The organism is Flavobacterium sp. (genome assembly GCF_044360715.1).
GTDB lineage: Bacteria > Bacteroidota > Bacteroidia > Flavobacteriales > Flavobacteriaceae > Flavobacterium.
Map to the genome: position 1 here is coordinate 33,966 of NZ_JBIKJY010000013.1, position 14,109 is coordinate 48,074.

Here is a 14,109-nt window from a genome sequence, read left to right on the forward strand (position 1 = left end):
TATGTTACAAATAGGTGTGTATCACACATTAAAAATAGATAGAGAAACAAAAGTAGGTTTGTTTTTGGTAAATGAAACTGACGATGTTTTATTACCAAATAAATATGTTCCAAATGATTTTACAATAGGCGATGACTTAACGGTTTTTGTATATTTAGATCACGAAGAACGTCCAGTTGCAACGACTTTAAAGCCGTTTATTTCTTTAAATTCGTTTGCCGTTTTAAAAGTAAGTTACATTAATAAATTTGGTGCCTTTTTAAATTGGGGAATGGAGAAAGATTTGTTTGCTCCTTTTAAAGAACAAGCCCGCCCAATGGAAAAAGACAAACGTTATATTGTAACGATGTATTTAGACAAACAAACGGGTAGGTTAGCGGCATCAAGTAAAATCAATCAGTTTTTAGATAAAGAACCTTTAGATGTTGAAGTGGGACAAGAAGTCGATTTAATGGTTTCCCATATTACAGAAATTGGAATTAACGTAATTATTAACGGAAAATTTAGAGGATTGGCGTATCAAAATGAAGTTTTTGAAACCGTTTCTCCAGGATACAAAACAAAAGGCTACATTAAAGCCATTCGCCCTGATGGAAAAATAGATGTTTCCTTTCAAAAACAAGGATTTAAAGCCATAGACGATTCCGCACAGCAAGTGTTAGAAGCATTAAAACAAAATGATGGCGTTTTACGATTGAATGACAACAGCCATCCAGAAGAAATTAAATCGGTTTTAAAAATGAGTAAAAAAACATTTAAAAAAGCCATCGGAAGTTTATACAAACAAAAATTGATTGATATCAATAACGAAGGTATTCAGTTGGTTTAATATTATATAAAACAAAAAAACGTCTCGATAATTCGAGACGTTTTTTTATTATAATAATTCGAAAATCTAAATTCGTAAATCGTTAATTAAAACTATTTTCCCCATTCGCTCGGATTGCTATTCCAAGATTTAAGCGTTTCTAATTCTTCTTCTGAAACATATTTTTTCTCAACCGCTTTTTCAATTAAGTTTTCGTAATTACTTAAAGTATATACGTCTAATTTTGCTGCTGCAATTTTTTCTTCAGAAATAGGAAATCCGTATGTAAAAATAGCGGCCATTCCTTTTACATTAGCGCCTTCATTGCGTAAAGCTTCAACTGCCATTAAACTACTTCCACCCGTTGAAATTAAATCTTCTACTACAATTACGGTCTGACCTTTTTGTAAAAAACCTTCTACCTGATTTTGTCTTCCGTGCTTTTTTGCTTCTGGTCTAACATATACAAAAGGCAATCCCATAGCTTCTGCTACTAAGATTCCGATACCAATTGCACCAGTTGCTACACCTGCAATGACATCTGGACGACCAAATTTGGCTTCAATTTGCTTTACAAATTCATCTTTAATATAATTTCTAACCGCTGGAAATGAAAGAATTACGCGGTTATCACAATAAATTGGACTTTTCCAGCCAGAAGCCCAAGTAAAATGATTTTTTGTTTCTAATTTAATTGCGTTTATTTGTAAAAGCAATTCGGCTGTTTGTTGTGCTGTGTTGTTATTAAATATCATATTGCAAATGTATAAAGTTTTTGTAAACGAGAAACCACTTTTTTTAACAAATAAAATTGAAAAGGAAACAAATTTCAAAATTTATCTGTTAGAAACAGTAAATATTCCAAAAGTAATCTCAGAATTATTTTTGAATAAAATACAAAGTGCCTACTTATATCACTCAGATGAAAAGTTAATTATGAAGACTTTGAAATCGAAAATCCCTGTGGCTAAAGCGGGTGGTGGTTTGGTATTTAATGCCAAAGGCGAAGTTTTGTTTATTTTTAGAAATGGAAAATGGGATTTACCAAAAGGAGGCGTTGAAAAAGACGAAACGATGGAAAATGCCGCTATGCGTGAAGTAGAAGAAGAAACCGGTGTTTCAGGATTAAAAATTACAGAAAAATTACAAAAAACGTATCATGTTTTTAAACGTAACGGAGTTTTTAAATTAAAAATCACCTACTGGTTTAAAATGGAAACGAATTACACAGGACCAACTTGTCCACAAGAAAAAGAAGGTATTTCAAAAGCAGTTTGGATTAAACCTTCAGATATTGAAGCTACTTTAGGGAATTCCTATGAAAATATTAAATTGTTGTTTGAAAGTGAGAAAGTGGTTTAATTTTTTTTATTATTCCAAAACTCTATAAACTGGATAACGCATAAACTCTTTTTCAAAGTATTTTGAATGTTTGTACACCCAATATAATTGGTCGTTGCCATTTTCTGCGAAAGCTTTGTCGGTTTGTTTTTTAGTTTCGAATTCTTGTTTTAATGTTGGATTTTCCTCTAAAATTTGTTTCGCGACATCTTCAAAAACGTAACTGGAATAGCCCTCTTTTTGTTGTAAAATCGTATCGAAAAAATTCCAATTAAAATAAGAATCAACGGCTTCTGGTTCTAAGGTTTCTAATAAATACTTCACACCAAATTGATTCGTTGAAATTTTATAATCACCAGCTCTAAATTCCATTTTCTCTATATTTTTTGTTACGGTAGTATTGTAATGTCCGTAATGCCCTTCGTACGCATTTTTTCCAGTTTGATAAGTGTCGATTTTATAGATTTCTACTTCAAAAATTTCATTTTGAGAAATTTGTGTCATTTCTATGTTATTCAATTTCAGTAATTCTATAATTTGCCATTGGCTTTGTGGTACTACGTAATACTTAGGAATAGAAACAAATTTTGTTGGTTTGTAATTTCCATAGAAAGGTATTTTCTTTGTAAAAGGTTTATTTCTATCATAAAACAATCTGTCTTTTCCAGATATATCACTTGGTTTGTAACCACCTTCATATCCTTTAAAATCCATATAAGATACTTTTGTAGAATCAATTACCCAACTTAATGGATATTGTTTTCCTGATTTAATATCTTCCAAATTGGCTTTTCTTACTTGTTTGATTTTTTCCCAATTCGTATCGGTATAATTTATAGCTGTCACCATAAATTCATACGTTGTTTTTACACGGTCTTTGTAGGGTTTCAACATATGTGTTTCAGGCACAAAACCTAACGTATTAAATAGTGTAGTATAACCTGTGGCATAACGTGGCGTATCGGTAAATTGTTCATATCCTAAATCAGGTTTTGCTCCATGAATATTCACATACGGAATTACGTCAATTTTCTTTTTTTGCATGTCGTTTACCATTTCTGGATACATTTCATTTTTGAAAAAGTTGCCTAATTTCTTACCTAAACGTTCGTGTTGTGTAGCAATACAAGTAAAAGTATATTGATAATCGGCGCCATTTGAAACGTGATTGTCTAAAAAAACATCAGGATTAACTGTATGAAATAATTCTTGAAAACTTCTTGAATTTCGAGTATCCGATTTTATAAAATCTCTATTTAAATCGTAATTTCTACCATTTCCTCTAAATCCGTAGGCTTCAGGTCCGTTTTGATTGGCTCGAGAAAACGAATTTCTATTTAACATTCCATCAATATTATACACTGGAATAGCAACAACCATCGTATTTTTTGGTACTTTTATTTTTGCATTTGACAAATCTCGCATCAACATCATAGTAGCATCAATTCCGTCAGGTTCTCCAGGATGAATACCGTTATTGATTAATAAAACGGCTTTGTTTTGATTGAAAGTAAAATTATTATTCTCAGAAAATATTATTATGTGTAAAGGTTTTCCACTATCTGTTAGTCCCATAGTTCGCATTTCAATTTTATCTGAATTGGCTGCTAACAATTGATAAAATGAAATACAATCTTCATACGTAGTAGATTGATTTTTATTTCCTTTTTCGTAAGGAGTTAACAAATTATTTTGAGCAGTTACCGATAAACAAGAAAAAACAAAGAGTAGAATATAGCGCATAATTGAATATTTGAATTTCAAAAGTAAGAATTTTAAATGTCAATATCAATTTCAATTTCAAAAATCAATTTCAATGTCAATTACAATTTAAAAAATCAATTTCAATACTCCGGAAAACGTATAATTGAATATTGGCAAATTAAAAACTACCTTTGCAGTATGAATAAAAATTTACATTCCAACAATATACTTTTGAATTTAGGTATCGAAAGTTTAAATAAAATGCAGGTAGCTGCAGAAACATCAATATTAATTGATTCTGATGTGGTGCTACTTTCACCAACGGGTTCAGGTAAAACGTTGGCTTTTTTATTGCCGATTTTTCAACTTTTAGAAGAAGACAATAATAAAGTGCAATGTATGATTATTGTGCCTTCACGCGAATTAGGATTACAAATTGAACAAGTTTGGAAAAAAATGGCCACTACTTTTAAAGTTAATATTTGTTATGGCGGGCATTCTATTGAAACAGAAATTAAAAATTTAAGCAATCCACCAGCTGTTTTAATTGGTACTCCTGGAAGATTAGCAGACCATTTAGAAAGAGAAACCTTTGATCCAAAATACATAAAAACCTTAGTTTTAGATGAATTTGACAAATCATTACAATTAGGATTTCACGAAGAAATGCGTTTTATCATAGGGAAATTAACAAATTTAGAAAAGCGAATTTTAGTTTCGGCAACAGATGGAGTGGAAGTTCCAAAATATACCAGAATTGAAAATCCGAATGTTTTAAATTATATTGATAAGAAAAAAACAGAAACTAATTTAGATTTTAAATTGGTGATTTCTAAAGAAAAAGATAAGGTTAATTCTTTATTTCATTTAATATGTTCTTTGAAATCTCAGAATGCAATTATTTTCTGTAATCATAGAGAAGCAGTAGAACGAATTAGTGATTATTTAAATGACAAAGGCATTTTCTCTGTATTTTATCACGGAGGATTAGAACAAGAAGAACGTGAACGTGCTTTAATTCAGTTTAGAAATGGCAGTATTTCGTATTTAATTACAACCGATTTAGGGGCTCGTGGATTGGACATTCCAGAAATGAAAAATGTAATTCATTATCATTTGCCTTCAAAAGTAGATGAGTTTACCCATAGAAATGGTCGTACCGCACGTATGATGGCATCTGGAACGGCATACATTATTATTCACGAAAGTGAGAAAAAAGTAGATTACATTGATTATGATATGAAGAAAATTGATGTTTCTAATTATAGTGTCATCCCGAAACCACCAGAATTTAAAACGATTTACATTAGTGGTGGTAAGAAAAATAAATTAAATAAAGTAGATATTTTAGGTTTCTTTTCTCAAAAAGGAAAATTAGAAAAAGGCGACTTAGGTTTAATTGAAGTTAAAGATTTCGTATCGTTTGCCGCAGTAAAATATGCTAAAGTGGTGCCATTACTTCAAAATATTAAGGATGAAAAAATGAAAGGCAAAAAATATAAAATTGAAGTTGCTCGAGACGTTGTTAAAAACGCATTACAGGATTAAATTATTTAATCTTGTCATTTCGACGTAAGGAGAAATCCCATATTTTTAATAGTTTTATGTGATTTCTCCTTACGTCGAAATGACAAAAATGAGTATATTTTTATTCTAACTTATATTTTACCAATAACTGAATCTGGAACAAAAGCCGAAGCATCGCCACCATTTCGTATCACATCACGCACAATACTTGACGATATATATGATGTTTTTGCAGCGGTTAATAAAAACACAGTTTCAATTTTTGACAATCGTCTGTTCGTATGTGCAATTGCTTTTTCGAATTCAAAATCAGCTGGATTACGCAACCCACGTAATATAAATTGGGCTTTTTCTTCTTTGCATAAATCGATAGTTAAGCCTGTATAGGTAATCACTTTTACTTTTGGTTCGTCTTTAAAAGTGTCTTCTATAAAAAGTTTTCTGTCTTCTAAAGTAAACATATACTTTTTATCAGCATTAATACCAATGGCTACAATTACTTCATCAAATAAAGAAATACCACGCTTAATTATATCGTAATGTCCGTTTGTAATTGGGTCAAAAGAACCTGGGAATATTGCTTTTTTCATAATTAATATTTTTAAATATTTGATTCCGTTAGTACACTAATTGGTTTATTTCTTCCAAATTGGTTTTCTTTCCAAAGCTAATTTAATTTCGTTTTCTAATAAATCTGAAAAATTTAAATTAGCGTAAGCGGCTTGCTGTGGAAATATACTTTGTGGACTTAATCCTGGATTGGTGTTGATTTCGATAAAATGTGGAATGTCGTTCATCACAATAAAATCGATTCGAGAAAAACCTTGCATTCCTAGAGCTTCATATATTTTGGTAGCAGATTGTTCTACTAATTCTGAAACTTCGTGAGACAATCGGGCAGGCGTAATTTCTTCTGATTTTCCTAAATATTTGGCTTCATAATCGAAAAAATCATTTCCAGAAACAATTTCTGTTATCCCTAAAACTCTTGTATTTCCGTTCAATTTCATCACACCAACAGAAATTTCGACTCCTTTTAGTTGTGATTCAATTAAAATATCGTTGTCTTCAGCAAAAGCAAATGTTAATGCTTTGTCTAATTCTGACAGTTCTTTTACCATAGAAATCCCTAAACTACTACCAGATTGATTGGGTTTTACAAAAAATGGAAAACCTAACATTTTAGCAATTCTTTCACCATCAATTTCTTGCCCTTTAGTAACGTAAACCGAATTTGCTTTTGGAATATCAAATTTTCCTAAAACGGATAACGTATCGCGTTTACTAAACGTTAATGCGCTTTGATAGAACCCACAACCGGTGTAAGGCAAATCAATTAACTCCCAATAGGATTGTAAATGACCGTCTTCGCCTGGAGTACCGTGAATGGTGTTTACAGCCACATCAAATTTTACAGAATTTCCATTGTGTTCAAATGAAAAATCGGCTCTATTTATAGGTAATTTTTGGTCGCCCATTTTTACATACCAACCTTCATTTAGAATATGAACTTCGTAAACTTCGTGTATATCTTTATTTAAATGGTTTAAAATAAGTTGTCCGCTTCTTAAAGAAATTACAGATTCGTCTGAATATCCGCCCATTACAACTGCTATCTTCATAAAAAAATAATTGTTTCTGTTTTATACAAAAATATCATAAAATGTTTTACTTTTCTTATATTTGCGAAAATATATTTCAATGAGTTTAAGAAAGTTTTTAACCAGTTCCACATTTTTCAAAAATTTATTTTTTGCATTAGTGATTGTTATCCTATTTTTAGTAGTGTTTGTGAAGTTTTTAGATTTCAGTACCAATCACGGCGAAGAAATAAAGGTTCCAGATTTATCTAAAATGAAATTAGAAATTGCCGAAGAAAAACTGGATGAGGAAGGTTTAGAAGTTTTTTTATTAGATACAGTTGAATTTAAACCAGAATTCCCGCCTTATACTATCGTAGAACAAGATCCAATTGCAGGTTCAAAAGTAAAAAATGGTCGTAAAATTTACGTAAAGCTAAATGCTGGCGGTTATGCTATGGTTACTTTTCCAGATTTAAAAAACAAAACATTTCGTCAGGCTACAAATGCTTTAAGAGCATTAGGATTAGTAGAAGGCGAATTAAAATATGTTCCAGATTTAGCAAAAGATATTGTTCTTGAAGTTTCATATAATGGAAGAACTGTAAAAGCGGGTGATAAATTAATGAAAAATTCTAAAATCGATTTTGTCTTAGGAGACGGGAAAGATATGTTTAAAGATGAAGATTTAGATTCAATCCCAAATAATGAACAAATTAACGATAGTATAGAATAATGCAAGAATTTATTGATGAGAATGAAACGGCTGATGAAGATTTATATGAACATCATCGGTTTGAAATAGCGAAAGGGCAACAACCTTTACGTATAGATAAATTTTTGATAAACAGTATTGAAAATACTACAAGAAGTAAAATTCAGAAAGCAGCTGATGCGGGAACTATTTTCGTAAACGATTGTGCTGTAAAATCCAATTATAAAGTAAAACCGGACGATGTAATTAGAGTGATGCTTGAACATCCGCCGTATGAACACTTATTAAAAGGTGAAAATATTCCAATTGATATTGTTTACGAAGATGATCAAGTTATTGTTGTAAACAAACCTGCAGGAATGGTAGTGCATCCTGGACACGGAAATTATTCAGGAACTTTAGTAAATGCATTGGCGTATCATTTTGATAATTTACCAATGAATAGCAGTGAAAGACCTGGGTTGGTTCATCGAATTGACAAAGATACTTCAGGACTTTTAGTCGTTGCCAAAACAGAAGAAGCTATGTTGCATTTGACCAAACAATTTGCTGCAAAAACTTCAGAACGTGAATATTATGCTATAGTTTGGGGAAATATTGAAGAAGACGAAGGAACTATTGAAGGAAACATAGACCGTCATCCGATAAATAGAATGCAAATGCACGTTTATCCAGAAGGTGAGCAAGGAAAACCTGCGATTACACATTTTAAAGTTATTGAACGTTTAGGTTATGTGACTGTGGTTTCTTGCCAATTAGAAACAGGAAGAACACACCAAATTCGTGTACACATGAAATATATCGGACATACCCTTTTTAATGATGAACGTTATGGAGGTGATAAAATTTTAAAAGGAACTACGTTTACCAAGTACAAACAATTTATAGATAACTGTTTTAAAACATTACCTAGACAAGCACTTCATGCTAGAACACTAGGTTTTGAACATCCTACAACTGGTGAATTTTTACGTTTTACAAGTGAAATCCCTGAAGAAATTACGTCATGTATTGAAAAATGGCGCGTGTACAGTAAAGCAGTACAAATAGAAGAAGATTAATTTAATCGAAATTATAAGTTATAAAAAAAGCAATTAGATTTCTAATTGCTTTTTTTTATGAGTATTAAAATAAATTATACTTTAACCGTCCAACCAAACGTGTCGTCTGCTAATTTGTATTGTATATTATTTAATTTTTCTTTTAAACTTAATGCAAATGAATTTTCTAATTTAGGTAATTCAAAATATTCTTCTTTATATGAGAAACCTACAATCGGATTAATAACTGCAGCAGTTCCCGCACCGAAAATTTCTTTCAACGTACCATTTTTTGCAGCAGCAACTAATTCATCTACTAAAACAGGGCGAACTTCTGTGGTTATATTATCTCTTTTAGCAATATCTAAAACAGACTTTCTGGTAACACCATCTAAAATTCGTTCCGAAGTAGGAGCAGTTAATAACGTATCTCCAATTCTAAAGAATACATTCATCGTTCCTGCTTCTTCTAATTTTGTATGTGTGGCGTCGTCAGTCCAAATAATTTGTTGATATCCTAAATCATTTGCTAATTTTGTTGGATAAAATTGTGCTGAATAATTTCCAGCGGCTTTTGCAGCGCCAATTCCACCATTTGCCGCACGACTATAATGTTCTGCAATAATTACCTTTACTTCTCCAGAATAATATGATTTAGCTGGCGATAAAATAATCATAAAACGATATTGTGAAGATGGTTGCGCAATTACGCCGCTTCCAATAGCAATCATAAACGGTCTAATGTATAATGAATTCCCATTTCCAAACTTCACCCAATCTCTTTCTAAATTCAATAACGATTTTAATCCGTCAATAAAAATTTCTTCAGGAACTTCGGGCATTGCCATACGAACAGCACTTTTATTAAATCGCGTATGATTTTCATCTGGACGAAACATCCATACATCGTCATTAGCATCTTTATAGGCTTTCATTCCTTCAAAAATAGCTTGTCCGTAATGAAACACTTTGGCAGAAGGGTCAATTGTAAATGGTTCGTACGCCTTAATTATTGGTTGTTCCCAAGCTCCATTTTTAAAATCACAAATTAACATATGATCTGTAAACGTATTTCCGAAGGTTAGGTTTTCAAAATCTACTTCATTAATTTTTGAAGTAGGGTTTTTTATGATTTTAATATCGTTTGTTATGCTACTCATTATGTTTTTTTATATATATCGGATTTCCGAATTTTTTACAAATTTATTAAATAAAATATTGTTGAAGATTCATTTTTTCAATAATTATTAACAAAGTTTCGTATTATTGATTAATTTTGTTTTTTATTTCACCTAATAAATCTATAATTATGAAGCGAATACTATTAATTTTACCATTATTTATACTAACAATTTCCTGTACTAAAAAGGAAACTAAAACAGAATCTAAACCTGTATATGCAGCTTTTGGTGAGAAAATAACGGAAGAGAGTGCCGTATCAAAAGAGGTTTTATTAGAAAAATATAAAACGTTAAAAAAAGGAGATACTTTAGCAGTTAAAGTAGCTTCAAAAATTAATGAAATTTGTCAAAACAAAGGGTGTTGGATGACTTTAGATTTAGGAAATGAAGAAACAGCATTTGTTAAGTTTAAAGATTATGGTTTTTTTGTACCTATGAATGCTCAAAAAAGAGAAACTATTATTGAAGGTAAAGCGTTTGTGGAAGAAACTTCTGTAGCAGAATTAAAGCATTATGCTGAAGACGAAGGAAAAACTCCAGAAGAAATCGCAAAAATTATAGCACCAAAAACGGAATACAAATTTTTAGCTCACGGCGTTTTAATATCTAAGTAATGAAATATTACGTGCTATTTTTATCTGTTTTATTTATAAGTTGTAATCAAAATAAAACGGAAGAAGAAATTTCAACTTGTGAAAAACCAAAAGCCGATTTTGAAATGTATGAAGCATCTGAAATGGCAGCTTTAATGGAGCAAATGTATGTGCATAACAAACAACTTCGTGAAAAAATAATTAAAAAAGATTCATTAGGAGAAATGCCTAAATATTTCTTGAATATTTCTGAAGCTACAATGACTAAAGGAAAAGATAGAGACGATTTTTTTAATACTAAATCTGGGTTTTTCTTAAAAACACAATCTGAAATTTACGATTCTAAAAACAGTAAAGAAAGTTTTAATACAATGGTAGACGCTTGTGTCAGTTGCCACGAAGTGAAATGTGGTGGACCTATAGCAAGAATAAAAACATTATACATAAAGTAAATGCAAATCAAAATATAAAACCAGAAATGAATTCTGGTTTTTTTATTTTTATCCCGATTAACAATAGTTATAAATTCCTTAAAATTTAATTTTTTTAATTCACGAGTCTTACTTTTTTGTAATTTTATAGAAATAAAAAAATTATGAAAAATATATTTATTATTTTATTGGCATTTAGTTTTGTTTCGTGTAACAGTCAAAATAAAAATGCAGAACAAGTAAAATCGACTTCAAAAAAAGATACTATGGATTTTAAAATTGTGAAAACAGATGCAGAATGGAAAGCTCAACTTTCCCCAGAAGCCTATACTGTTTTAAGAGAAAAAGGAACCGAGCGCCCTTATACTGGAGAATACGACAAACATTTCGAAAAAGGGATGTATGTGTGTGCTGCTTGTGAAAATCCGTTATTTACATCAGATACTAAATTTGATTCACATTGTGGATGGCCTTCTTTTGATGAAGCAATTAAAGGTGCAACCATATATCATAAAGATACCTCGTATGGTATGATTCGTACAGAAGTCATGTGTGCTAAATGTGGTGGGCATTTAGGTCATGTTTTTGATGACGGACCTCAAGAAACTACAGGGCAGCGTTATTGTACCAATTCGGTTTCAATAAAGTTTTTACCTGCTAAATAATTCTTTATAAAGCAATTCAAAAACAACTAAAACTAAATTTTCTCATTCTAATATATAATTTTATCTTCGCATCTGCGTTATTATAGAATAACAGAAACATGCTAAGAAAACTTTTACCGATATTTATTGTCTTTGTTTTACCTATTTATGCGCAAGTAGGAGGGCAATCGGTATATCAGTTTTTAAATTTAGTTCAATCGCCAAGACAAGCGGCATTAGGTGGAAAAACCGTAACTATTGTGGATTACGATGTAAATCAAGCAATTTTTAATCCTGCTACTATTAACCCAAAAATGCACAATCAATTGGCTACCAGTTATAGTAATTATTTCGGTGAAGTGACCTATGGGACTGCAAATTACGCATATACATGGGACAGACATGTACAAACTTTTCATATTGGTGCGAATTATGTTAACTATGGAAATTTTGATGGTTATGACGAAGTCGGTAATTCTACAAATAGTTTTACAGGTTCTGAAGGTGCTTTGTCGTTTGGGTATTCTTATAATCTGCCATGGACGAATTTTTATGCAGGAACTAATGTGAAATTAATTACGTCAGCTTTAGAATCTTATAATTCATTTGGTGTAGCGACAGATATTGGATTTTTATATATTGATGATAAAAATGATATTAATTACGGATTATCTTTTAGAAATATTGGTTATCAAATAACACCCTATGAAACCACGAGAGAGAAACTGCCTTTTGAAATTACAGCTGGAATTTCACAGTTAGTAGAAAATGTTCCTATTAGATGGCACCTGACTTTTGAAAATTTGCAACAATGGAACATCGCATTTGCAAATCCGAATAGAGCAAAAAGTAGTTTAGATGGTGCTTCGGAAGCCGAAAAAGTATCGTTTTTTAATAATGCGTTGCGACACGTAATTATAGGAGCGGAGTTGTTTCCAGAAAAAGCGTTTAATATTCGTTTAGGATATAATTTTAGAAGAGGACAAGAATTAAATATTATCGATCAAAGAAATTTTTCTGGAATTTCCGCTGGATTTAGTTTACGATTTAATAAGGTACGATTTGATTTTTCACATTCACGCTATACAGTTGCAGCAAATTCGAGTATCTTTGGTTTGATGATTAATTTAGATTAATAGGGTAAAAGGTAAAGGGAAAACAAATGTTTAAAATATGAAAAAAATTACCATAGCAATAGACGGATTTTCGTCGACAGGAAAAAGCACATTAGCCAAACAAATTGCTAAACAACTGGGTTATATTTATGTAGATACCGGTGCAATGTATCGTGCGGTAACATATTTTGCTATGCAGCATAATTTTGTTTCTGAAACACATTTAGATGCTGAAGGATTAATCAAAAATTTATCCAATGTTTCATTACAATTTCATTTTAATGAATCACTAGGTTTTGCTGAAATGTTTTTAAATAATGAAAACATTGAACAAGCCATTCGTACTATAGAAGTCTCACGGTTAGTTAGTAAAATTGCTGAAATATCTGAAGTTCGAGCTAAATTAGTGGAACAGCAACAACAAATGGGACAAAATAAAGGTATCGTTATGGACGGTCGAGATATAGGAACCGTTGTTTTTCCGAATGCCGATTTGAAACTATTTATGACAGCAAGTACACATACCAAAGCCCAACGTCGTTTCGATGAATTACTTGAAAAAGGGCAACGGGTAACGTTTGAAGAAGTACTTCAAAACGTACAAGAACGCGATTATATTGACACGCACAGAGAAGATTCACCATTAATAAAAGCTGATGATGCCATTGAAATTGACAATTCAGACTTGACTAAAAACGAACAATTTGAATTGGTAATAGAGTTGGTGAATGAGAAGTTAGAAGAGTAATGTTATAAAATAATAAATAATTTTAAAATTAAATAAAGATGAAAAAAGTCATTAAGAATTGGTTTGTTGTTTTGTTTTTAGTCCAAATGAGTTACGCTCAAAGTGTTCAATTTGGTATAAAAGCTGGTGCGAATTATGCAAATGTTACGGGTTCAAAAATAAATACAAATGCTATTGTAAATTATCATGCGGGCATTGTAGCGAAAATAGGGCTAACAAAAGGTTTGTCGTTTCAACCGGAATTGCTTTATACTACTCAAGGAGCTTCGTACGAGACAGCACTTGCTGATTATAAAAATGAGTTGGGATATATCGTTATACCTGCAATGCTACAAATTCACCTTTCTAAAAGCATAACACTAGATATGGGTCCACAAGTGGGTTTCTTATTGAATGAAAAAAATAATTTTGATGTACAAAAATCCAACACATTTGATGCTTCAGCAAATGCAGGTTTAGGATTGAAAATTACGAATTCAATTTTTGCTCAAGCTAGATATTGTGTAGGCTTAACAAAATTACAACCCAATTCAGACATTAAAAACAATGTAGTGCAACTTTCTTTAGGAATATTGTTTTAATTGTTGTCACTTTTTCCTGTAAATTATTTGTATTTATCAAAAAAATAGTATCTTTGCACACCTTTTGGCGGAGTAGAGTTTTCAATTGGTAATCAAATATT

Annotated in this window: 16 protein-coding genes; 11 read left to right on the top strand and 5 right to left on the bottom strand. The window is 31.1% G+C overall.

Annotated features, from left to right (window positions below; genetic code table 11):
• The first annotated feature begins 1 nt into the window (after position 1).
• Positions 2–829: a S1 RNA-binding domain-containing protein gene (locus tag ACIQ16_RS06050; RefSeq protein WP_396149631.1), complete on the top strand. Its 828-nt coding sequence runs from the start codon at positions 2–4 to the stop codon at positions 827–829.
• 92 nt (positions 830–921) lie between these two features.
• On the opposite strand, the gene pyrE is transcribed toward ACIQ16_RS06050, so the two are convergent.
• Positions 922–1,563 (bottom strand): orotate phosphoribosyltransferase, encoded by a 642-nt coding sequence (gene pyrE / locus ACIQ16_RS06055; protein ID WP_396149633.1) that lies wholly within the window; start codon positions 1,561–1,563, stop codon positions 922–924.
• A 7-nt stretch (positions 1,564–1,570) separates the two neighbouring features.
• On the opposite strand from pyrE, the gene ACIQ16_RS06060 reads away from it, so the two are divergent.
• Complete coding sequence (locus ACIQ16_RS06060) at positions 1,571–2,170, top strand: NUDIX hydrolase (protein ID WP_396149635.1); 600 nt, start codon at positions 1,571–1,573, stop codon at positions 2,168–2,170.
• A 9-nt stretch (positions 2,171–2,179) separates the two neighbouring features.
• On the opposite strand, the gene ACIQ16_RS06065 is transcribed toward ACIQ16_RS06060, so the two are convergent.
• Entirely contained in the window at positions 2,180–3,892 is a 1,713-nt protein-coding gene (locus tag ACIQ16_RS06065; protein ID WP_396149637.1) for a M14 family zinc carboxypeptidase, read from the bottom strand.
• A gap of 159 nt (positions 3,893–4,051) precedes the next feature.
• Here ACIQ16_RS06065 and ACIQ16_RS06070 point away from each other — a divergent pair, with 159 nt between their 5' ends.
• Positions 4,052–5,401, top strand: a complete 1,350-nt coding sequence (locus ACIQ16_RS06070; RefSeq protein ID WP_396149639.1) for a DEAD/DEAH box helicase — start codon at positions 4,052–4,054, stop codon at positions 5,399–5,401.
• Positions 5,402–5,511: 110 nt separating this feature from the next.
• Here the strand turns inward: ACIQ16_RS06070 and coaD are convergent, their stop codons facing one another.
• Both coaD and ACIQ16_RS06080 read right to left on the bottom strand, forming a co-directional pair.
• Positions 5,512–5,970, bottom strand: coding sequence for a pantetheine-phosphate adenylyltransferase (coaD, locus tag ACIQ16_RS06075; RefSeq protein WP_396149641.1), 459 nt, complete (start codon positions 5,968–5,970; stop codon positions 5,512–5,514).
• 45 nt (positions 5,971–6,015) lie between these two features.
• Positions 6,016–7,002: a D-alanine--D-alanine ligase gene (locus ACIQ16_RS06080; RefSeq protein ID WP_396149643.1), complete on the bottom strand. Its 987-nt coding sequence runs from the start codon at positions 7,000–7,002 to the stop codon at positions 6,016–6,018.
• 79 nt (positions 7,003–7,081) lie between these two features.
• Between ACIQ16_RS06080 and ACIQ16_RS06085 the strand changes: the two genes are divergently transcribed.
• Together ACIQ16_RS06085 and ACIQ16_RS06090 are read left to right on the top strand one after the other, a co-directional pair.
• Complete coding sequence (locus ACIQ16_RS06085; protein WP_396149645.1) at positions 7,082–7,696, top strand: PASTA domain-containing protein; 615 nt, start codon at positions 7,082–7,084, stop codon at positions 7,694–7,696.
• Positions 7,696–8,736 (top strand): RluA family pseudouridine synthase, encoded by a 1,041-nt coding sequence (locus ACIQ16_RS06090; RefSeq protein ID WP_396149647.1) that lies wholly within the window; start codon positions 7,696–7,698, stop codon positions 8,734–8,736. Before ACIQ16_RS06085 ends, ACIQ16_RS06090 begins: the two co-directional genes overlap by 1 nt.
• 74 nt (positions 8,737–8,810) lie before the next feature.
• Here ACIQ16_RS06090 and ACIQ16_RS06095 read toward each other — a convergent pair whose 3' ends face one another.
• On the bottom strand, positions 8,811–9,875 hold the full coding sequence (locus tag ACIQ16_RS06095) for a branched-chain amino acid aminotransferase (RefSeq protein ID WP_396149649.1): 1,065 nt from the start codon (positions 9,873–9,875) through the stop codon (positions 8,811–8,813).
• Positions 9,876–10,024: 149 nt separating this feature from the next.
• On the opposite strand from ACIQ16_RS06095, the gene ACIQ16_RS06100 reads away from it, so the two are divergent.
• The 6 genes from ACIQ16_RS06100 (at position 10,025) to ACIQ16_RS06125 (ending at position 14,008) form a co-directional block, all read left to right on the top strand.
• On the top strand, positions 10,025–10,510 hold the full coding sequence (locus ACIQ16_RS06100; protein WP_396149651.1) for a DUF4920 domain-containing protein: 486 nt from the start codon (positions 10,025–10,027) through the stop codon (positions 10,508–10,510).
• A complete protein-coding gene (locus ACIQ16_RS06105; protein WP_396149653.1) occupies positions 10,510–10,941 on the top strand; it encodes a hypothetical protein in 432 nt (143 codons plus the stop codon). Before ACIQ16_RS06100 ends, ACIQ16_RS06105 begins: the two co-directional genes overlap by 1 nt.
• A gap of 143 nt (positions 10,942–11,084) precedes the next feature.
• Positions 11,085–11,585 carry a peptide-methionine (R)-S-oxide reductase MsrB gene (gene msrB, locus ACIQ16_RS06110; protein ID WP_396149655.1) on the top strand — a complete coding sequence of 167 codons (501 nt, stop codon included), beginning with the start codon at positions 11,085–11,087 and terminating at the stop codon, positions 11,583–11,585.
• Positions 11,586–11,683: 98 nt separating this feature from the next.
• On the top strand, positions 11,684–12,700 hold the full coding sequence (gene porQ / locus ACIQ16_RS06115) for a type IX secretion system protein PorQ (RefSeq protein WP_396149657.1): 1,017 nt from the start codon (positions 11,684–11,686) through the stop codon (positions 12,698–12,700).
• 37 nt (positions 12,701–12,737) lie between these two features.
• Positions 12,738–13,427 carry a (d)CMP kinase gene (gene cmk / locus ACIQ16_RS06120; protein WP_396149659.1) on the top strand — a complete coding sequence of 230 codons (690 nt, stop codon included), beginning with the start codon at positions 12,738–12,740 and terminating at the stop codon, positions 13,425–13,427.
• Positions 13,428–13,465: 38 nt separating this feature from the next.
• Entirely contained in the window at positions 13,466–14,008 is a 543-nt protein-coding gene (locus ACIQ16_RS06125) for a porin family protein (protein WP_396149661.1), read from the top strand.
• The last annotated feature ends 101 nt before the right edge of the window (positions 14,009–14,109 follow it).

What these genes read in the sequence shown, in the direction of transcription:
- ACIQ16_RS06090 (WP_396149647.1), top strand. Translation starts at nt 7,696, where the DNA reads ATGCAAGAATTTATTGATGAGAATGAAACGGCTGATGAAGATTTATAT.
- ACIQ16_RS06070 (WP_396149639.1), top strand. Translation starts at nt 4,052, where the DNA reads ATGAATAAAAATTTACATTCCAACAATATACTTTTGAATTTAGGTATC.
- ACIQ16_RS06100 (WP_396149651.1), top strand. Translation starts at nt 10,025, where the DNA reads ATGAAGCGAATACTATTAATTTTACCATTATTTATACTAACAATTTCC.
- cmk (WP_396149659.1), top strand. Translation starts at nt 12,738, where the DNA reads ATGAAAAAAATTACCATAGCAATAGACGGATTTTCGTCGACAGGAAAA.
- ACIQ16_RS06065 (WP_396149637.1), bottom strand. Translation starts at nt 3,892, where the DNA reads ATGCGCTATATTCTACTCTTTGTTTTTTCTTGTTTATCGGTAACTGCT.
- ACIQ16_RS06080 (WP_396149643.1), bottom strand. Translation starts at nt 7,002, where the DNA reads ATGAAGATAGCAGTTGTAATGGGCGGATATTCAGACGAATCTGTAATT.
- ACIQ16_RS06105 (WP_396149653.1), top strand. Translation starts at nt 10,510, where the DNA reads ATGAAATATTACGTGCTATTTTTATCTGTTTTATTTATAAGTTGTAAT.
- msrB (WP_396149655.1), top strand. Translation starts at nt 11,085, where the DNA reads ATGAAAAATATATTTATTATTTTATTGGCATTTAGTTTTGTTTCGTGT.
- coaD (WP_396149641.1), bottom strand. Translation starts at nt 5,970, where the DNA reads ATGAAAAAAGCAATATTCCCAGGTTCTTTTGACCCAATTACAAACGGA.
- ACIQ16_RS06095 (WP_396149649.1), bottom strand. Translation starts at nt 9,875, where the DNA reads ATGAGTAGCATAACAAACGATATTAAAATCATAAAAAACCCTACTTCA.
- porQ (WP_396149657.1), top strand. Translation starts at nt 11,684, where the DNA reads ATGCTAAGAAAACTTTTACCGATATTTATTGTCTTTGTTTTACCTATT.
- ACIQ16_RS06060 (WP_396149635.1), top strand. Translation starts at nt 1,571, where the DNA reads ATGTATAAAGTTTTTGTAAACGAGAAACCACTTTTTTTAACAAATAAA.
- ACIQ16_RS06050 (WP_396149631.1), top strand. Translation starts at nt 2, where the DNA reads ATGTTACAAATAGGTGTGTATCACACATTAAAAATAGATAGAGAAACA.
- pyrE (WP_396149633.1), bottom strand. Translation starts at nt 1,563, where the DNA reads ATGATATTTAATAACAACACAGCACAACAAACAGCCGAATTGCTTTTA.
- ACIQ16_RS06125 (WP_396149661.1), top strand. Translation starts at nt 13,466, where the DNA reads ATGAAAAAAGTCATTAAGAATTGGTTTGTTGTTTTGTTTTTAGTCCAA.
- ACIQ16_RS06085 (WP_396149645.1), top strand. Translation starts at nt 7,082, where the DNA reads ATGAGTTTAAGAAAGTTTTTAACCAGTTCCACATTTTTCAAAAATTTA.